Below are 19,418 nucleotides of genomic sequence, written 5' to 3' on the forward strand. Positions count from 1 at the left end.
AGCCGGAATCGGTAACGGCTAGATCACGGGGACGCGAAAGACAGACGAGGGGCGCACATGACCGAGACGGTGCAGCAACTGCTGGTCGACGACGCGGACGAGGAACTCGGCTGGCAGGAGCGCGCACTGTGCGCCCAGACCGACCCCGAGTCCTTCTTCCCCGAGAAGGGCGGCTCGACCCGGGAGGCCAAGAAGGTCTGCCTCGCCTGTGAGGTCCGCTCCGAGTGCCTCGAGTACGCCCTCGCCAACGACGAGCGATTCGGCATCTGGGGCGGCCTGTCCGAGCGGGAGCGCCGCCGGCTGAAGAAGGCCGCCGTCTGACCGGCACCCCGAATCCGAAAACCGTACGCACGCACGGTTCTCACGGCCCGTCGCAGGTGGTTGTCCACAGGCGGCGGGCCCCCTTGTTGCACAGCCGATAGTGTGGTCGCTCGTCCGAGACGCCCCGCTGCCCCCACCGGTCGCAGGCGTCCACCGCAGTCCACCGAACCGGGGCCCGTACCTCGATGTCCGTGCACAGCCACCCGGCAGCTCATCACGACAGCGCTGCCACACCTGAGTTCCCGCGCCATGTGGTGACCGCGGTCCTCGTCTCCCACGACGGCGCCCGCTGGCTGCCCGACGCGCTCGCCGGGCTGCTCGGCCAGGAGCGACCCGTCCAGTACGCGATGGGCGCCGACACCGGCAGCGCGGACGACTCCGCCCAGCTGGTCACCGACGCCCTCGGCGCCGACCGCGTGCTGCACCTCGCCCGCCGCACCGGCTTCGGCCAGGCCGTCGAGGAGTGCGGCCGCACCGCCCCCGTCCTCACCCCCGAGCAGCTCCCCTACCTGAAGCGGCCCAGCGGCTGGGACCCGGTCACCCGCTCCTGGCGGGACGACGCGTACGACCTGCCCGAGCTCCCGCACGGAGAGCCGGTCCACTGGCTGTGGCTGCTGCACGACGACTGCGCGCCGGAGCCCGACGCCCTGGCCCAGCTGCTGCGCGTCGTGGACAACGAGTACGAGCTGGGCCGCGAGGACGTGGCAGTCGTCGGCCCCAAGCTCCGCGGCTGGTACGACCGGCGGCAGCTGCTGGAGGTCGGCGTCAGCATCGCCAACTCCGGCCGCCGCTGGACCGGCCTGGACCGCCGCGAGCAGGACCAGGGCCAGCACGACCACGTGCGGCCCGTCCTGTCGGTGTCCACCGCCGGCATGCTGATCCGCCGCGACGTCTTCGAACAGCTCGGCGGCTTCGACCGCCACCTGCCCCTCATGCGTGACGACGTCGACCTGTGCTGGCGCGCGCACGCGGCGGGCTACCGTGTCCTGGTCGCACCCGAGGCCGTCGTCCGGCACGCCGAGGCGGCCTCCCGCGAACGCCGTACGGTCGACTGCGTGGGCCGCACGGCCGCCTCCCCGCACAAGGTCGACAAGGCCGGCGCCGTCTACACCCTGCTCGTCAACGCGCGTACGGCCGTGCTGCCCTGGGTGCTGCTGCGGATCGTGCTCGGCACACTGCTGCGGACCGTCGCCTACCTCGTCGGCAAGGTCCCCGGACAGGCTGTCGACGAGATCCGCGGCCTCATGGGCACGCTGCTCAGGCCCGAGCGGATCCTCGCCGGGCGGCGCGGCAGAGGCGCCCCCCGGGCCGACAAGGACGAGCTGCGGGCGCTGTTCCCGCCGCCGGGCGCGACCGTCCGCATGACCGTCGAGCAGCTCGCGAGCAACCTCGTGGGCCGCTCCGACCCCGAGGTCGCCTCCGGCGCCGGACGGCACGGCGGTGCGGTCGAGTCGGGCCCCGGCGGTGACGACGCCGACTTCCTGGAGATCGAGCAGTTCGCCCGGCTCAAGCGCATCGCGCGCAAGCCCGGCCCGGTGCTCTTCCTGGTGCTGCTGGTGGTCTCGCTGGTCGCCTGCCGCGAACTGCTCGGCGGCGGCGCGCTCACGGGCGGCGCCCTGCTGCCCGCCCCGGCCGACTCCTCCGAGCTGTGGGCGCGCTACCTGGACGCCTGGCACCCGGTCGCCGCCGGCGGCACCTCCTCCGCGCCGCCCTACCTCGCGCTCGTGGCGATGCTGGCGTCCCTGCTGTTCGGCTCGACCGGTCTCGCCGTCACATTGCTGCTGGTCTGTTCGGTGCCGCTCGCCGGTGTCACCGCCTACTTCGCCTCCCGCCCGCTGGTCGAGTCCCGGCTGCTGCGCGCGTGGGCGGCCGTCGTCTACGCCTTCCTGCCCGCCGCCACCGGCGCCCTCGCCGGCGGCCGGATCGGCACCGCAGTCCTGGCCGTGCTGCTGCCGCTCATCGCCCGCGCGGGCATCGCCGCCAGCGGCCTGGCCAACCCCTCGGGGGCGCGCGGCAGTTGGCGCGCCACCTGGGCGTACGCGCTGCTGCTGACCATCACCACCGCGTTCACCCCGATCGTGTGGCCCATCGCGCTGCTCCTCGGCGCCGGGCTGCTGGTCCTGCGCCGGACCGACATCACGGCGTACGGGCTGCGTTTCCTCGCCCAGCTCGGCACGCCCCTGCTGGTCCTCGCGCCCTGGTCGCTGTCACTGCTCCCGTTCGGCTTCTTCAAGGAAGCCGGCCTGGAGTACGGCCCGTCGGCCGCCTCCGCCCTGGACCTGCTCGGCGCCAGCCCGGGCGGCCCCGGCACCGTCAGCGGCCTCATGCTGATCGGCATCGTCCTGGCCGCGCTCGCCGCCCTGCTCCGCTCGGAACGCCGGCTGGGCATCTGGACGGCCTGGACGGCCGCCCTGACCGGCTTCGTCTTCGCGGTCCTGGCCAACAGCTCCACCTGGTCCGGCCCCGCGACCCTCGTCTACGGCATCGCCCTCCTGGCGGCCGCCGCGCTCGGCGCCGACGGGGCCCGCTCGCGCGTGGCCGAGCAGAGCTTCGGCTGGCGTCAGCCGGTCGCCGTGCTGATCGCCTTCGCCTCGGCCGCGGGCCCGCTGCTCGTCGCCGCGGGCTGGATGATCCGCGGCGCCGACGGCCCACTGGAGCGGCGAGACCCCACGCAGGTCCCCGCGTTCGTCGCCGAGGAGAGCGGCAGCAGCGACCAGGCCCGCACCCTCGTCCTCGACAGCGACTCCGCCTCCCACGTCGGATACATGCTGGTCCGCGGCTCCGGCGCCCGCCTCGGCGACGGCGAGATCGCCGCGGCCGACGGCGAGAACAGCAGGCTCGACAAGGTCGTCGCCAACCTCGTCGCCGGCTCCGGCGCCGACCAGGCCGATCAGCTCGGCGGCTTCGCCGTGCGCTACGTCCTCGTCCACCGGGGCGCTCCCCGCGATGTCACCCGCGTCCTGGACGCCACGCCCGGCCTCACCCGGCTCAGCCAGCAGAACGGCGGCGCGCTGTGGCAGATCGACCAGGAGGTCGCGCGCGCCACCATCGTCCCCGCCTCCGACTCCGGCAGCCCGCAGACCGTCGCCGCCGGGCCCGTCGACATCCACACCACGATCCCGGCCGGCCCCGACGGACGCGTGCTGCGCCTGGCCGACACCGCCTCCGACGGCTGGACCGCCACGCTCGACGGCAAGCCGCTCACCGGCACCACGGTCGACGGCTGGGCCCAGGGCTTCGAACTCCCGGCCACCGGCGGCAGGCTGGACGTCACCTACGACGACCCCGTCGGCCACACCGCGTGGCTCTGGGCGCAGGGCCTCCTCGCCGTCGTCCTCGTCGTGCTCGCCCTGCCCGGCCGGCGCCGCGACGTCGACGACGACCTGCCCGAGGAGCCGGCCGTCCCGGCCCAGCCGGTCGCGGGCGAGGGCCGCCGGGCCCGCCGCCTGCGCGCCCAGGCGGAGGCCGAGGCCGAAGGCGCGGCCCAGCCCGGGGAGTTCCCGCCCCCGCAGCCCGAGCAGCCCCCGCAGCCCCCGGCGCCCGTGCCCCAGCAGAACCAGGGGCAGTGGGACAACGCCGGCTACCAGAGCGGCGAGTACGCGAACTACGGTGACCAGTACCAGGGCGCCCAGTACCCGGCGGACGCGTACGGACAGCAGTACCAGGCGGACCCCTACCAGGGCGGCCAGTACGACCCGTACGCCTACGGCGGCCAGCCCCAGAACCCGTCGTACGACCAACAGGCCTACGACCAGACGGGCTACGACCAGGCCTACCCCCAGGGCTACGGCCCGCCGTACGACCCGGCGCAGCAGCACGACCCCCACGGCACGGGCAGTGAGCGTCCCGACGGGAGCCAGCAGTGAACCGCACCACCCTGTCCCTGATCGCCGGCGTGAGCGCGCTCGCCGCCGTCACCGGCTTCGCCGCGCTGTCCGCCCCGGGCACCCCGGGCGCGGACACCACCGCCAAGGCGGCGGCCCAACGGCCCGTGGAGCGCACGAGTCTGGTGTGCCCCGCGCCGAGCCTGTCCGACATCGCGGAGACGTCCTACACCTCCTTCACCCCCGTCACGAAGGGCACCGGGAGCGGCGGCAAGGCCGAACTCCAGGCGGCCCCACAGGAGTCGAAGGGCGGCGCGGGCGGCGACAAGGGCAAGGGCAAGGACGGAGGGAAGTCCGGCGGGACGTCCGGCGAGCGGAAGACCGGCAAGCCCGTGCTGACACCCAAGGAGCCCGGCAAGCCGGTCACCGGGGACAGCTCGGGCGCCGAGTCGCCTGCGCTGGTCGGGACCGCGGACGGCAGGTTCGCGCCCGGCTGGACGATCCAGGAGACGACCGAGGTCGCCGCCGGGACCGGGCGCGGCCTTCAGGGCGTCAACTGCACGGCCCCGGACACGAGTTTCTGGTTCCCCGGCGCCAGCACCGCGGCCGACCGCACCGACTACGTCCATCTGACGAACCCCGACGACTCGGCCGCCGTGGTCGACATCGAGCTCTACGGCAAGGACGGCACCCTCCAGTCCACGGTGGGGGAGGGCATCACGGTCCAGCCGCACTCCAGCGACCCGGTCCTGCTGTCCACCCTCACCGACGAGCGGCAGGCCAACCTCACCGTGCACGTCAACGTCCGCAGCGGGCGGGTCGGCGCCGCCGTGCAGGCCCTGGACGACAAGCTCGGCGGCGACTGGCTGACCGCGTCCACGGACCCGTCGGGCAGCCTGGTCCTGCCCGGTATCCCCAAGGACGCGACCTCCGTGCGCCTGGTCGCCTTCACCCCGGGCGACGCCGACGCGGACCTCAAGGTGCGCCTCGCCTCCCCCTCCGGGCTGATCACCCCGGCCGGACACGAGACGGTGCACGTCAAGGGCGGCATGACCACCGCCGTCGACCTCGGTGACGTGACGCGCGGCGAGCCGGGCTCGCTGGTGCTGACGCCGACGGACCGGTCCGTGCCCGTCGTGGCGGCCCTGCGGGTCGTACGCGGCAAGGGCGACAAGCAGGAGACGGCCTTCATCCCGGCCACCCGCCCCGTCGGCACGCGCGCGACCTCCGCGGACAACAGTGCCAAGGGCAGCACGCTCTCGCTGACCGCCCCCGGCCGCGCGGCCACGGTCGAGGTCACGGCTTCGGCGGGCAGCGAGGGCGGCACACCGGTGTCGAAGACGTACACGATCAAGGCCGGCACCACCCAGGACATCGAGCCCCCGGTCCCCAGCGGCCTGAAGGGCACGTACGCGCTCACGGTCGAGCCGAAGTCCGGCGGCCCGGTCTACGGCGCCCGCACCCTGGCGGCCACGGAGGGCGGCGTCCCCGGCTTCACCGTGCAGACGCTCCCCGACGACCGGGGGACGGTCGCGGTGCCGGAGGCGGACGAGGACCTGTCGGTGGTGCAGAAGTAGTCCGGCCGTCCGCCGGCCGTCTCAGCCCTGGTCCTCGCCGTACCGCGGGTCCACCGTCTCCGGTGTCAGCCCCAGCAGCTCGGCGACCTGCTCGACGACGACCTCGTGCACCAGCGCCGCCCGCTCGTCGCGGCCCTTGGTGCGGATTTCGACCGGCCGCCGGTAGACCACCACGCGCGCGGGGCGGCCGTCGCGGGCGCTGATCGTGCCGCCGAGGGGGACCGCCTCGTCGTTCCAGGCCTGGCCGGGGCCGTCGAGCCGCGGCACCTCCAGCACCAGGAAATCGATATCGGCGAGCTGCGGCCAGCGCCGCTCCAGGCGCTCCACGGAGTCCTGCACCAGATCGGCGAACGCCTCCGCGCGGCTGGCGGCGAGCGGCACCTGCGGCGGTGCGATCGGGCCGCGCATGCCCCGGCCGTGGCGATCACGGCGGCGGGGCCCGGGGGCGGCGGCTCGGGGCGTTACGGGCTTGTCCATCACTGCTGAAGGGTAGTCCCCGCCGCGTCCCCGCGCCCGGCACCGCACGGCGGTACGGACGGCTTCCGGCCGACCGATACGGCATGTCGTTACATGACCATTCCAGCCAAGGTTGGGCTCGATTCCATATCCCGCCGAGACCGGCAACCTCACGGCAATTGGGCGCTTTATGGCGACTCTTGACCACTTGAGGGACCGTTCGACAGCCCGGACGACGCTGTCCGGGCAGGTCAGCGGGGTGCGCCCGAAGGGGGGTGTGGGGCGTTTCACAGCACGACACGGGGGAGTGACCTGGTGGAGAGTCGTCGCGGCCCGCTCAAGAGTGCGGTACCGTCCAACGTCGTGAGCCCTGTACGTCGCTGTTCGCGCACCGCCTGCGGCCGTCCCGCCGTCGCGACGCTGACGTACGTCTACGCCGACTCGACCGCGGTCCTCGGCCCGCTCGCCACCTACGCCGAACCCCACTGCTACGACCTGTGCGCCGAGCACTCCGAGCGTCTCACCGCCCCGCGCGGCTGGGAGGTCGTCCGGCTCCTCGACGGCTCGGCCCCGGCGCGCCCCAGCGGCGACGACCTGGAAGCGCTTGCCAACGCCGTGCGCGAGGCCGCCCGTCCTCAGGAGCGGGCAGCCGGAGCCGGTGGCGGCGGCCGCTCGGCCGACCCGATGGAGGTCGCCCGGCGAGGACACCTGCGGGTCCTGCGGTCACCCGACAGCTGACGCCGGCTCCTCGGTTTCTCCCCACGCGCACCCATTGACGGCTCCTTGGCGTGGACATGACCATTCCGTCAGGTCGCGAGAAATCGCTTTCGCATGACGGAAGCCGGGGAGGCGCCCGTGTACGTCCAGGAACTGGAACCCGTCGCCGGCTCACTCGGCCTGTCCGCCCTCGTGGCGGCGCTGCCTCTCCTGATCGTCCTGGTCCTGCTCGGCGGCGTCCGCATGAAGGCACACCTGGCGGGCCTGACCGGCCTCCTCGCCGCCGTCCTCGTCGCCCGGCTCGCCTACGGCATGCCCCTGGGGCAGACGCTCTCCAGCGCCGCCCAGGGCGCCGTCTTCGGCCTCTTCCCCATCCTGTGGATCGTCGTCAACGCCCTGTGGGTGTACCGGATGACCGTCCGCACCCGGCACTTCGACATCCTGCGCCGGTCCTTCGGACGGCTCTCCGACGACCCCCGCATCCAGGCGCTCGTCATCGCCTTCTGCTTCGGGGCGCTGCTGGAAGCCCTCGCGGGCTTCGGAGCGCCCGTCGCGATCAGCGCGGTCATGCTGGTCGCCCTCGGCTTCGAACCGGTGCGCGCCGCCGTGGTCGCCCTGGTCGCCAACACCGCGCCCGTGGCCTTCGGCGCGATGGGCACACCGGTCGTCACGCTCGCCCAGGTCACCGGGCTGCCGCTGGACTCCGTGGCGTCCGTGGTGGGCCGTCAGACGCCGCTGCTGGCCCTCGTGGTGCCCCTCGTGCTGGTCTGGCTCGTGGACGGCCGGCGCGGGCTGCGCGAGACCTGGGTGCCCGCCCTCGCCTGCGGAGTCGCCTTCGCCGTCGCCCAGTTCGCCGCCTCCAACTACGTCTCCGCCCAACTCGCCGACATCGGCGTCGCCCTGGCGGGCGCGGGCGCCTTGGTCGCCGTACCGCACGCGCGCGTGCCCGCCGCCGAGTCCGTCCGCGCCTCCGTGCTGACCGGCGTACGCAGCGAGGAACTTGACGAGGAGGACCCGCCCCGCGAGGTCCTGCGCGCGTACGCCCCCTACGCGTTGATCGTTCTGATCTTCTCCGCCGCCCAGATCCCGGCGGTCAAGGCCTGGCTGGACCAGGCCACCCAGACCTACGACTGGCCCTTCCTCGACGTGCTCGGCCCCGACGGCGAACCGGTCGGCGGCAACGTCTTCACCTGGCCGATCGTGTCGACCGGCGGCACGCTCGTGCTGCTCGCCGGGATCTGCACGGCGGCCGTCATCGGGGTGCACGCGCGCGTGGCGCTGAAGGAATGGCTCGCGACCGTCCACGAGTTGCGCTTCGCGATCCTGACGGTGACGTCCGTACTGGCGCTGGCGTACGTCATGAACCTCTCCGGGCAGGCGGCGACCATCGGCCACGTCGTGGCGGCGGCCGGAGCCGGGCTCGCCTTCCTGTCGCCCGTCCTCGGCTGGTTCGGAGTCGCCGTGTCCGGCTCGGACACCTCGGCCAACGCCCTCTTCGGCGCCCTCCAGGTGACCGCCGCCCGTGAGTCCGGACTGTCGCCCGACCTCCTGGCCGCCGCCAACAGTTCCGGCGGTGTCCTCGGCAAGATGATCTCCCCGCAGAACCTCACCATCGCCTGCGCGGCCGTCGGACTCGCGGGCCGTGAGGGCGACGTGCTGCGCAAGGTACTGCCGTGGAGCCTGGGCCTGCTGCTGGTGATGTGCCTGATCGTGGTAGGCCAGAGCACGCCCGTCCTGGACTGGATGCTGCCGTGACCTGAGACGACGTGCGGACGACGACCCGGCGTCCGCACGGAGCGCTGTCAGTGGGCGAGGGTAGTTTGGGCGGACCGACAGTACTTTTCCAGGAAGGTTGGCCGTGGCTGCTGATCTGTCGCAGGTCGTCAAGGCGTACGACGTACGCGGGGTCGTCCCCGACCAGTGGGACGAGTCCCTGGCCGAGCTCTTCGGAGCGGCCTTCGTGCGGGTCACCGGCGCGAGCGCCATCGCGACCGGGCACGACATGCGGCCCTCCTCACCGGGTCTGTCGCGGGCCTTCGCGCGCGGCGCGGCGGCGCTGGGCGCCGACGTGACGGAGATCGGCCTGTGCTCGACGGACCAGCTCTACTACGCCTCGGGCGCACTGAACCTGCCGGGCGCCATGTTCACCGCCTCCCACAACCCGGCGCGGTACAACGGCATCAAGATGTGCCGCATGGGCGCCGCCCCGGTCGGCCAGGACACCGGCCTCGCCGAGATCCGCGAACTCGTCGAGCGCTGGAGCGAGTCGGGCGCCCCCGAGCCCGCCGCGACGCCGGGAACCATCACCGGCCGCGACACGTTGTCGGACTACGCGGCGCACCTGCGCTCCCTGGTCGACCTGACCTCCGTCCGCCCCCTGAAGGTCGTGGTCGACGCGGGCAACGGCATGGGCGGCCACACGGTCCCCGAGGTCTTCACCGGCCTGCCCCTGACGCTGGTCCCGATGTACTTCGAACTCGACGGCACCTTCCCCAACCACGAGGCCAACCCCCTCGACCCGGCCAACCTCGTCGACCTCCAGCAGCGGGTCCGAGAAGAGGGCGCCGACCTCGGCCTCGCCTTCGACGGGGACGCCGACCGCTGCTTCGTCGTCGACGAGCGCGGCGAGCCGGTCTCCCCGTCGGCGATCACAGCCCTGGTGGCCTCCCGCGAACTGGCCAGGCACGGCGGCAAGGGCACGATCATCCACAATCTGATCACGTCCTGGTCGGTCCCCGAGGTCGTCGCGGAGCAGGGCGGCACCCCGGTCCGCACCCGCGTCGGCCACTCCTTCATCAAGGCGGAGATGGCGCGTTCGGGCGCGATCTTCGGCGGCGAACACTCCGCGCACTACTACTTCCGCGACTTCTGGAACGCCGACACGGGCATGCTGGCCGCCCTGCACGTCCTGGCGGCCCTCGGCGGCCAGTCGGGCCCGCTGTCCGCCCTCGTCGCCCAGTACGACCGCTACGCCGGCTCCGGCGAGATCAACTCCACGGTCACCGACCAGGCGGCCCGCCTCGCCGCGATCCGCTCCGCGTACGAGAACCGTGAGGGCGTCACCCTCGACGAACTCGACGGCCTGACCGTCTCCGCCGCCGACTGGTGGTTCAACGTCCGCCCCTCCAACACGGAGCCACTGCTCCGCCTGAACGCGGAGGCGAGGGACCAGGAGACGATGGCCAAGGTGAGGGACGAGGCACTGGCGATCATCAGGGGGTGACGGGCGGGGGGGCGGGCATAGGCCCGGGGGTCCAGAGGGCGAAGCCCTGGCGGGGTCGAAGGGGCGCAGCCCTTCACCACCCCACCCAACAACCACCCCCGTCGGCGGTACCCTGACCAGGCACATCCACACCACCCAAGCACCAACGCCCCACCCCGCCCCATCCCCGAAGGGACCCCGCATGGCCCTCGAAGCCGGCCTCCTCGAAATCCTCGCCTGCCCCGCCTGCCACGCCCCCCTCAAGGAGCAGGACACCGAGCTGCTCTGCACGGCCGACAACTGCGGCCTGGCCTACCCCGTCCGTGACGGCATCCCCGTCCTCCTGGTCGACGAGGCCCGCCGCCCCGCGTAGGCCCGCCCGGACAGACACACCCGCGTAACCCGGTGCACATAACCCCCGGGCACAACGGGCACGACGTAGGACATCGCAAAAACGGACCCGGACCGGACTCCGGCGATCGGAGGCTGCCGCCCATGCTCGACGAATCGCTGCTCGACTCCCCGGAGGGCCTCTCCGAGGCAGACCACCGCGGGCTGCTCCGCGGCGCCGCAGAAGCCGGCGCCCGCGTCCGCACGGCCGCCCGCCACTCCGCCGAGGCCGGCATCAACGACCTCAAACCCGACGGCCGCCCCCGCGCCGTCCTCATCGCCGGCCCCGGCGCCGCCGCCACGCACGCCGCCGACCTCCTCGGCACCCTCGCCGGCGCCGGCAGCCCGGTCACGCGGCTGGCCCCCACCGGCGTCGCCCCCGCCGCGGGCGCCCTGCGCTGGGAACTGCCCGGCTGGGTCGGCTCCGTCGACCTCCTCCTGATCACCACCCCGGACGGCAGCGAACCGGGCCTGTCCCTCCTCGCCGAGCAGGCCTACCGCCGCGGCTGCAACGTCGTCGCCGTAGCCCCCAGCCGCTCCCCGCTCGCCGACGCGGTGAACGGCTCGCACGGCCTGTTCGTCCCCATGGCCACCGCCCCGTACGACCAGGAAGAGCCCCTCGCCGCATCCGCCCCCGGCGTCCTGTGGGCGCTGCTCACCCCGCTGCTCGCGCTGCTGGACCGCACCGGCGTGCTGGCCGCCCCGCCGGACGCCCTCGGCAAGGTCGCCGACCGCCTCGACCGCATCGCCGAACGCTGCGGCCCCGCCATCGCGACCTACAGCAACCCCGCCAAGACCCTCGCCGCCGAACTCGCCGACGCCCTCCCGATCGTCTGGACCGAGGGCACCTCGGCCGGCCCGGCAGGCCGCCGATTCGCCGCCGCGCTCGCCGAACTGTCCGGTACCCCCGCGGTCGTCGCCGAGCTCCCCGAAGCACTCGCCGCACACAGCGCCCTGCTCGCCGGCCCCCTGGCCGCCAGCGCCGACCCCGACGACTTCTTCCGCGACCGCGTCGAGGAACCACCCGCCCTGCACGCGCGCGTGGTGCTCCTCCGCGACCGCCCCATCGGCGGCCTCACCGCCGCCCCCGGCGCCCGCGACCTGGTCCTCAGCCACGACACCCCGATCAGCGAACTGGAACCGGAGCCGGGCGGCGAACTGGAGACCCTCGCGGAACTGATCGCCGTCACGGATTTCGCCGCCGTTTACCTGGCGCTCGCTTCCAGGGCCTGATCATGCCCAGGACACCCTGACGCGTCCGCCCGCCCGAACCCCCAGAGAGACCCCATGGACCGCCTCGACAACACCATCCGCCCCTACGCCTGGGGTTCCCCCACCGCCATCCCGCACCTGCTCGGCACGGAACCGACCGGCGAGCCGCAGGCGGAGATGTGGATGGGCGCCCACCCGGGCGCACCCTCGCGCACCGGCCGGGGCACGCTCGTCGAGGTCATCGACGCCGACCCGGAGAAGGAACTCGGCCCGGCCGCGGTCGCCAAGTTCGGCCCCCGCCTGCCCTTCCTCCTCAAGATCCTCGCCGCCGGCGCCCCGCTCTCCCTCCAGGTCCACCCCGACCTGGAGCAGGCCAAGGAGGGTTACGCGGACGAGGAGCGCCGCGGCATCCCCGTGGACGCCCCGCACCGCAACTACAAGGACGCCAACCACAAGCCCGAACTGATCTGCGCCCTCACCGAGTTCGACGGCCTGTGCGGCTTCCGCGCCCCGCTCGCCGCCGCCGGCCTGCTCGACGACCTCGGCATCGACTCCCTCAAGCCGTACGTCGACCTGCTGCACGCCCACCCCGAGGACGCCGCCCTGCGCGAGGTCCTCACGGCGATCCTCACCGCCGACCCGGAGGAGATGTCCCGCACGGTCGCGGAGGCGGCCACCGCCTGCACCCGCCTCGGCGGCGCCTACGCCCCCTACGCCGACATCGCCCACCACTACCCGGGCGACCCCGGCGTCATCGCCGCGATGCTGCTGAACCACGTCCGGCTCCAGCCCGGCGAGGCCCTCTACCTCGGCGCCGGCGTCCCGCACGCCTACCTGAACGGCCTCGGCGTCGAGATCATGGCCAACTCCGACAACGTCCTGCGCTGCGGCCTGACCCCCAAGCACGTCGACGTCCCCGAACTCCTGCGCATCGTCCGCTTCCGGCCCAGCGACCCCGGCGTGCTGCGCCCCGAGGCCTCCCCGGACGGCGAGGAGCTGTACGAGACCCCCATCGACGAGTTCCGCCTCTCCCGCTACGTCCTCCCCGAGGCGGGCGGCGCCCACGACCTCACCCGCGCGACCCCGCAGATCCTGCTCTGCACGGCCGGCACCGTCCGGGCCGGCGAGCACGACCTGACCCCGGGCCGATCCGTCTTCGTCCCGGCCGGCGAAAAGGCCGAAGTGTCCGGAACAGGAACGCTTTTCCGGGCCACCGTCGTCGCCTGACCGTTTCGACGACCCCGTGCTGGTGACCTGAAGCACCGCGGCCTGAGCGGGCTGCAACAATGGCCCACCGTCAAGCACGGGCAAAGTGCGGGCGGCTCAGCAAGGCGAGCGTCCGGGCCCTGGAACGGCGTACGAAGGGACAACGCGAACACATGAGCGCGTCAGGCGGCACCAAGGCGATCGTGGCGGCACTGGGCGCCAACCTCGCCATCGCGGTAGCGAAGTTCGTGGCGTTCCTCTTCAGCGGCTCCTCGTCGATGCTCGCCGAGTCCGTGCACTCGGTCGCCGACTCCGGCAACCAGGCACTGCTCCTCGTCGGCGGCAAGAAGGCCAAGCGCGAGGCCACCCCGGAGCACCCCTTCGGCTACGGCCGCGAGCGCTACATCTACGCCTTCCTCGTCTCCATCGTCCTGTTCTCGGTCGGCGGCATGTTCGCCCTCTACGAGGGCTACGAGAAGATCAAGCACCCGCACGAGCTGGAGCACTGGTACTGGCCGGTCGGTGTGCTGGTCTTCGCGATCATCGCCGAGGGCTTCTCCTTCCGCACGGCCATCAAGGAGTCCAACACCCTGCGCGGCCGCCGCTCCTGGAGGCAGTTCGTCCGCCACGCCAAGGCCCCCGAGCTCCCGGTCGTCCTCCTGGAGGACCTCGGCGCCCTCGTCGGTCTGGTCCTCGCCCTCGGCGGCGTCGGCCTCGCCCTGCTCACCGGCGACAGCGTCTGGGACGGCATCGGCACCCTCTGCATCGGCGTCCTGCTCATCCTGATCGCCCTCGTCCTCGCCGCCGAGACCAAGTCGCTGCTTCTCGGCGAGTCCGCAGGCGCCGAGGAGAGGCAGAAGATCGAGGCCGCCGTAGTCGACGGCGACACCGTCACCCGCATCATCCACATGCGCACCCTCCACCTCGGCCCCGAGGAACTCCTCGTCGCTGCCAAGATCGCCGTCCAGCACGACGACACGGCCACCGAGATCGCCGCCGCCATCGACGCCGCCGAGTCCCGCATCCGCGAGGCCGTCCCGATCGCCCGCGTGATCTACCTCGAGCCGGACATCTACAGCGAGGCCGAAGCCGCCAAGGGCCCCGACCCCGAGGCGAGCCCCGGCGGCCCCACCCCGCACCCCGCCGACCACTGACACCCCCTCCACGACCCCTCCGGCCACGGGGCCCACCGAACCACTCGGCGGGCCTGGCCGCCTTTCACTGCCCCCGCCCGTCACGGGATCGGCTTGATGTGTTTCCCTGCGGGCTGGGGATCGCAGGCGCCCCCGGTGTAGCTTGGGACGGAGCCAGACGTCGCTGCTGATGGCGGTCGGGCGGTCCCAGTGCGGACCGGCCGAGGGAGAGAGGGCCTCCGACGGACTGCGCTGCGCACACGCGGGCATGCCTGTGTCCTCTTTCGGGCACCCCTGTGTCCGCCGCCGCGCAGACCAGCCGTACCCACCTCGACCCAACCCCGAGGAGCAGCTCGCAATGACGACTGTCGAAAACCGACAGGACTTCAAGGTCGCCGACCTCTCCCTGGCCGAGTTCGGCCGCAAGGAGATCACCCTCGCCGAGCACGAGATGCCCGGCCTGATGGCGATCCGCAAGGAGTACGCCGAAGCGCAGCCCCTGGCCGGCGCCCGCGTCACCGGCTCCCTGCACATGACCGTGCAGACCGCCGTCCTCATCGAGACCCTGGTCGCCCTCGGCGCGCGCGTCCGCTGGGCCTCCTGCAACATCTTCTCCACCCAGGACCACGCCGCCGCCGCCATCGCCGTCGGCCCGAACGGCACGCCCGACAACCCGCAGGGCGTCCCGGTCTTCGCCTGGAAGGGCGAGACCCTGGAGGAGTACTGGTGGTGCACGGAGCAGGCGCTGACCTGGCCGGACAGCCCCACCGGCGGCCCGAACATGATCCTCGACGACGGCGGTGACGCCACCCTCCTCGTCCACAAGGGCGTCGAGTACGAGAAGGACGGCAAGGTCCCGTCCGTCGACACGGCCGAGTCCGACGAGCACCGCGTCATCCTCGAACTCCTGCACCGCACCATCACGGACGGCTCGCAGAAGTGGACCCAGCTGGCCTCCGAGATCCGCGGCGTGACCGAGGAGACCACGACCGGTGTCCACCGCCTGTACGAGATGCAGCGCGACGGCATCCTCCTGTTCCCGGCGATCAACGTCAACGACGCCGTCACCAAGTCGAAGTTCGACAACAAGTACGGCTGCCGCCACTCCCTCGTCGACGGCATCAACCGCGCCACCGACACCCTCATCGGCGGTAAGACCGCGGTCGTCTGCGGCTACGGCGACGTGGGCAAGGGCTGCGCGGAGTCCCTGCGCGGACAGGGCGCCCGCGTGATCATCACCGAGATCGACCCGATCTGTGCCCTCCAGGCCGCGATGGACGGCTACCAGGTCACGACCCTCGACGAGGTCGTCGACAAGGCCGACATCTTCATCACCACGACCGGCAACAAGGACATCATCATGGCCTCGGACATGGCCAAGATGAAGCACCAGGCCATCGTCGGCAACATCGGCCACTTCGACAACGAGATCGACATGGCCGGGCTCGCCAGGATCCCCGGCATCGTCAAGGACGAGATCAAGCCGCAGGTCCACACCTGGACCTTCCCCGACGGCAAGGTGATCATCCTGCTCTCCGAGGGCCGCCTGCTGAACCTGGGCAACGCCACCGGCCACCCGTCGTTCGTGATGTCCAACTCCTTCGCGGACCAGACCCTGGCCCAGATCGAGCTGTTCACCAAGCCCGACGAGTACCCGACCGGTGTCTACGTGCTGCCCAAGCACCTCGACGAGAAGGTCGCCCGCCTCCACCTGGACGCGCTCGGCGTGAAGCTGACCACGCTCCGCCCCGAGCAGGCCGAGTACATCGGCGTGCAGGTCGAGGGCCCGTACAAGCCGGACCACTACCGCTACTGAGCCGAGCAGCACCGCTGCCGGCCAGTTCGCCGCCGGTCAGATCTGAGAGGCAGGCCCCCGCACCCCCGTGCCGGGGGCCTGCCCCGTTCACCGGACCAGCGACCCGGCCCAGCCCGTCAAGACCCAGGACCCCCATGCCCCGCGGCCGCTATTCGCTCCACGATCCGCACGATCACACTCCCCTCGCAGAAGAACACTTCCAGTGCGCCCCCGGCCCCTCCGGCTGGCGCTACGTCTCCCAGCTGACCACCCCCTCGGGCGATCACCACGGCTCCGTCGACATCACCCTCGACGAACTCGGCCGCCCCATCCGCCTCGAACTCCACGCCGCCGCCTGGCAGGTCCGCGGCGCCGCCCTCGACGGCGTCACCTGGGTCCGCACCGACCCCACCGGAACCGACGCCACCGAAGGCAATGTGCGCGCCCACGCCTTCACCGGCACCTCCCCGGCGTTCCTCGTCGCCACCACCCGTCTGCTGCGCCTCACCCCCTCCTCAGCAGGCACCCGCGTACGCCTCGTCGCCTTCACGGACCCGGTCCTCGCCCCGCGCACCGTCGACCAGTCGTGGACCTTGCTGAAAAGAGAAGCACACGCCACTGACAACGGCCCCCTGACCGTGGACGAATACCAGGTCACAGCCCTGGACACGGGCGAGCAGCACTCCGTGCACATCGCCGGGGACGTGGTGCTCGCGGCCCCCGGCATCGAGCTCGAAGACCTCGAATCACCGCCGTCGGTGTTCACCTGAGGCCGACCCCGCTGATCGCGCAGCCAGCCAGCCAGCCAGCCCTGCGCTACGCCGGCGGCACGAACCCGGTCCCGGGACGCTCGCCCGCAGGCACCTCGTGCGACGCCGCGGGCCGAGCACTGCCCGACGACTCGACAGCCCCGCTGGACGATGCGACAGCCGCAGCGGACGGCTGAGACCCGGCACCAGGCGGCACAACCGGCGATCGTCCGTGCGCATCGGACGCCGCGCCCGCAGCCGAAGCCGTCCCAGCAGCCGGAGCCGCATCGACGGCCGGAGCGGCCGCAGCAGCCGGACCGGCTGACGAGGACGCCCCGCTCCCGAAAGCCCGCCGAGCCTCCCGCGCCTGCCGTTCGTGCACGACCGCCGCCAGATACGCCGCCGGCGGAACACCCTGCGGCACCGGAGCCCCCGTCCGTTCCGCGAGATCCGACGCCAGCCGCTCCGCCATGGACCACCCCACCTGCGGATCCAACTGCTGCATACGCGTCAGATACTGACGCACGGCGAGCCACAACCCGTCGGGCACCGCGGACAGATCGAGCCCCGAGAACCGCCCCGCCAGCCAGGGCGGAGGAGGCGGCACGAATCCGGTCCGCGCCACCGGAATCCGCTCCCGAACGACGAGGGTCCCCGCGAACACATCCCCCAGCCGTCGCCCACGCGCCGACACGAAGGAGGCGATACAGGCGACGACACCGAAGGTCATGAGGATCTCGATCACCCCGATCAAGCCCCTCACCAGCGCATGCCGGAACCGGATCGGCCCCCCGTCGTCCCGCACCACACGCAGCCCGCAGGCCATCTTCCCGAGCGAGCGCCCATGACTGAGCGTCTCCACCGCGATCGGCCCACCCACCAGCACGAGAACGAACGTCGCGATCGACAACGCCGTCTGGGCCGCCTCGTCCAGCGAGGCAGTGGAAACCACGACCGCGATGGTCACTACGACGTAGACGGTCACGGCCGCCACAAGATCCAGCAACACGGCCAGTGCCCTGCTGGGCAACCTCGCGGGGCGCAGCTCCAACGCCACCGCCTCGCCCGTCACCAGCTCACTCACGCCCGCCGTCCTTCCCCTGCCCTGCCCCCGACAGGGCCAGTCTGCCAAGCTGAGGGCGCATCGCGCCGCAGTACGACAAGCTGATCCACGACGAGCCGCCGACGAACAGCCGAGGAGCAGGCAGACCGATGGACCTCGACGTCTTCGTCTCCGCCCACCGAGCGGAGTGGGACCGCCTCGAAGCCCTGCTCCGCCGCCAGCGCCGCCTCAGTGGTGCCGAAGCCGACGAACTCGTCACCCTGTACCAACGCGTAGCCACGCACCTCTCCCTGATCCAGTCGAGCGCCCCCGACCCCCAGCTGACCGGCAGGCTCAGCCAACTCGTGGCACGCGCGCGTAGTGCCGTGACAGGCACCCGCCGTGCCTCCTGGCGGGACGTCACCCGTTTCCTCGCCCACGGCTTCCCGGCCGCCGTCTACACGTCGCGCCAATGGTGGGTACCCACCGCGCTGCTGTCCACGGCGGTCGCGGCCCTCCTGGGCTGGTGGATCGGCACCCATCCCGAGGTACAGGCCTCCATCGCGGCCCCCAGCGAACTGCGCGACCTCACCCGCCCCGGCGGCCAGTACGAGACGTACTACTCCAGCCACCCGGCCGCCAGCTTCGCTGCCCAGGTCTGGACGAACAACGCCTGGGCCGCGGCCCTGTGCCTGATCCTGGGCGTCTTCCTGGGGCTTCCGGTCATCTGGATCCTCTTCCAGAACATGCTCAACCTGGGCATCGGCTGCGGCCTGATGTCCTCGGCCGGCCGCCTCGACACGTTCCTCGGTCTGGTCCTGCCGCACGGCCTGCTCGAACTGACCGCCGTCTTCGTGGCCGCCGGAACCGGCCTGCGCCTCGGCTGGACCCTGATCGACCCAGGCCCCCGCACGCGACGCACAGCGCTCGCGGAAGAGGGCCGCGCCGCCATCGGCATGGCCATAGGCCTGGCGCTGGTCCTCTTCGTCTCCGGCGCCATCGAAGGCTTCGTCACCCCGTCCGGCCTCCCCACCTGGGCCCGCATCACCATCGGAGTCGTCGCCGAACTGGCCTTCTTCGCCTACGTCTACGTCCTGGGCGGCCGCGCGGCCCGCGCCGGCGACACCGGTGACGTCGAGGCAGCGGAACGCAGCGCCACCGTTCCGACAGCTGCCTGAACGGCGCTACGGCCACCGGATGTGCGACCACGTCCGTTCAACTGCTAGTGTCCTCTTCGCCCCACAGGAGTCGTTGACACGGCTCATGCGGGGAGGTAGATTTGAACAGTTGCCTGGAAGTGGGGTACAGCCCCCAAATCGGCGACAGTGAACATCTATCTGCTTCATGAAACGTTGATTTCATTGAAGCCCCTCCCGATGAATCGGAAACGAGTGGCCGGTCAGTCCGGCTCAAAACTTCTGATAAAGTCGGAACCGCTGGAAAGGGAAACGCGGAAGCGGGAACCTGGAAAGCACCGAGGAAATCGGATCGAGAAAAGATCTGATAGAGTCGGAAACGCAAGACCGAAGGGAAGCGCCCGGAGGAAAGCCCGAGAGGGTGAGTACAAAGGAAGCGACCGTTCCTTGAGAACTCAACAGCGTGCCAAAAGTCAACGCCAGATATGTTGATACCCCGTCCATCGGATTCTCTGATGGTCGAGGTTCCTTTGAAAAAACACAGCGAGGACGCTGTGAACAGCCCGGGCTTATTCCGCCTGGCTGTTCCGCTCTCGTGGTGTTCATCCCGATTACGGGAAAACATTCACGGAGAGTTTGATCCTGGCTCAGGACGAAC

Annotated in this window: 15 protein-coding genes; 13 read left to right on the forward strand and 2 right to left on the reverse strand. The window is 72.0% G+C overall.

Annotation, left to right across the window (positions count from 1 at the left end; genetic code table 11):
- Window positions 1–57 precede the first annotated feature (57 nt).
- From ACFZDA_RS11640 to ACFZDA_RS11650, 3 genes are all read left to right on the forward strand, one after another.
- The gene (locus tag ACFZDA_RS11640; RefSeq protein ID WP_010034659.1) at window positions 58–321 is read left to right on the forward strand and encodes a WhiB family transcriptional regulator; all 264 of its coding nucleotides are present in this window, start codon (window positions 58–60) and stop codon (window positions 319–321) included.
- A 185-nt stretch (window positions 322–506) separates the two neighbouring features.
- Complete coding sequence (locus tag ACFZDA_RS11645; RefSeq protein ID WP_391078491.1) at window positions 507–4,187, forward strand: glycosyltransferase; 3,681 nt, start codon at window positions 507–509, stop codon at window positions 4,185–4,187.
- Window positions 4,184–5,722, forward strand: a complete 1,539-nt coding sequence (locus tag ACFZDA_RS11650) for a DUF5719 family protein (RefSeq protein WP_391078494.1) — start codon at window positions 4,184–4,186, stop codon at window positions 5,720–5,722. Before ACFZDA_RS11645 ends, ACFZDA_RS11650 begins: the two co-directional genes overlap by 4 nt.
- 21 nt (window positions 5,723–5,743) lie before the next feature.
- On the opposite strand, the gene ACFZDA_RS11655 is transcribed toward ACFZDA_RS11650, so the two are convergent.
- Entirely contained in the window at window positions 5,744–6,199 is a 456-nt protein-coding gene (locus tag ACFZDA_RS11655) for a metallopeptidase family protein (protein ID WP_362041908.1), read from the reverse strand.
- Between the two features lie 294 nt (window positions 6,200–6,493).
- Here ACFZDA_RS11655 and ACFZDA_RS11660 point away from each other — a divergent pair, with 294 nt between their 5' ends.
- From ACFZDA_RS11660 to ACFZDA_RS11700, 9 genes are all read left to right on the forward strand, one after another.
- The gene (locus ACFZDA_RS11660) at window positions 6,494–6,916 is read left to right on the forward strand and encodes a DUF3499 family protein (RefSeq protein ID WP_391078498.1); all 423 of its coding nucleotides are present in this window, start codon (window positions 6,494–6,496) and stop codon (window positions 6,914–6,916) included.
- A gap of 117 nt (window positions 6,917–7,033) precedes the next feature.
- Entirely contained in the window at window positions 7,034–8,650 is a 1,617-nt protein-coding gene (locus tag ACFZDA_RS11665) for a lactate permease LctP family transporter (RefSeq protein WP_391078588.1), read from the forward strand.
- A 103-nt stretch (window positions 8,651–8,753) separates the two neighbouring features.
- A complete protein-coding gene (locus ACFZDA_RS11670) occupies window positions 8,754–10,118 on the forward strand; it encodes a phosphomannomutase/phosphoglucomutase (RefSeq protein ID WP_391078501.1) in 1,365 nt (454 codons plus the stop codon).
- A gap of 181 nt (window positions 10,119–10,299) precedes the next feature.
- Window positions 10,300–10,470, forward strand: coding sequence for a Trm112 family protein (locus tag ACFZDA_RS11675; protein WP_391078504.1), 171 nt, complete (start codon window positions 10,300–10,302; stop codon window positions 10,468–10,470).
- Between the two features lie 122 nt (window positions 10,471–10,592).
- On the forward strand, window positions 10,593–11,720 hold the full coding sequence (locus ACFZDA_RS11680; protein ID WP_391078507.1) for an SIS domain-containing protein: 1,128 nt from the start codon (window positions 10,593–10,595) through the stop codon (window positions 11,718–11,720).
- Window positions 11,721–11,774: 54 nt separating this feature from the next.
- On the forward strand, window positions 11,775–12,926 hold the full coding sequence (gene manA, locus ACFZDA_RS11685) for a mannose-6-phosphate isomerase, class I (RefSeq protein WP_391078510.1): 1,152 nt from the start codon (window positions 11,775–11,777) through the stop codon (window positions 12,924–12,926).
- 152 nt (window positions 12,927–13,078) lie between these two features.
- A complete protein-coding gene (locus tag ACFZDA_RS11690; protein ID WP_391078513.1) occupies window positions 13,079–14,059 on the forward strand; it encodes a cation diffusion facilitator family transporter in 981 nt (326 codons plus the stop codon).
- A gap of 337 nt (window positions 14,060–14,396) precedes the next feature.
- Window positions 14,397–15,854 (forward strand): adenosylhomocysteinase, encoded by a 1,458-nt coding sequence (gene ahcY / locus ACFZDA_RS11695; protein ID WP_391078516.1) that lies wholly within the window; start codon window positions 14,397–14,399, stop codon window positions 15,852–15,854.
- Between the two features lie 134 nt (window positions 15,855–15,988).
- Window positions 15,989–16,603, forward strand: a complete 615-nt coding sequence (locus tag ACFZDA_RS11700) for a hypothetical protein (RefSeq protein ID WP_391078518.1) — start codon at window positions 15,989–15,991, stop codon at window positions 16,601–16,603.
- A gap of 46 nt (window positions 16,604–16,649) precedes the next feature.
- Here ACFZDA_RS11700 and ACFZDA_RS11705 read toward each other — a convergent pair whose 3' ends face one another.
- Window positions 16,650–17,666 (reverse strand): RDD family protein, encoded by a 1,017-nt coding sequence (locus ACFZDA_RS11705; protein ID WP_391078521.1) that lies wholly within the window; start codon window positions 17,664–17,666, stop codon window positions 16,650–16,652.
- Window positions 17,667–17,794: 128 nt separating this feature from the next.
- On the opposite strand from ACFZDA_RS11705, the gene ACFZDA_RS11710 reads away from it, so the two are divergent.
- Window positions 17,795–18,802 carry a stage II sporulation protein M gene (locus ACFZDA_RS11710; RefSeq protein WP_391078524.1) on the forward strand — a complete coding sequence of 336 codons (1,008 nt, stop codon included), beginning with the start codon at window positions 17,795–17,797 and terminating at the stop codon, window positions 18,800–18,802.
- Window positions 18,803–19,418: the final 616 nt, after the last annotated feature.

The sequence above is a fragment of the Streptomyces sp. NPDC007991 genome (assembly GCF_042958445.1).
GTDB lineage: Bacteria > Actinomycetota > Actinomycetes > Streptomycetales > Streptomycetaceae > Streptomyces.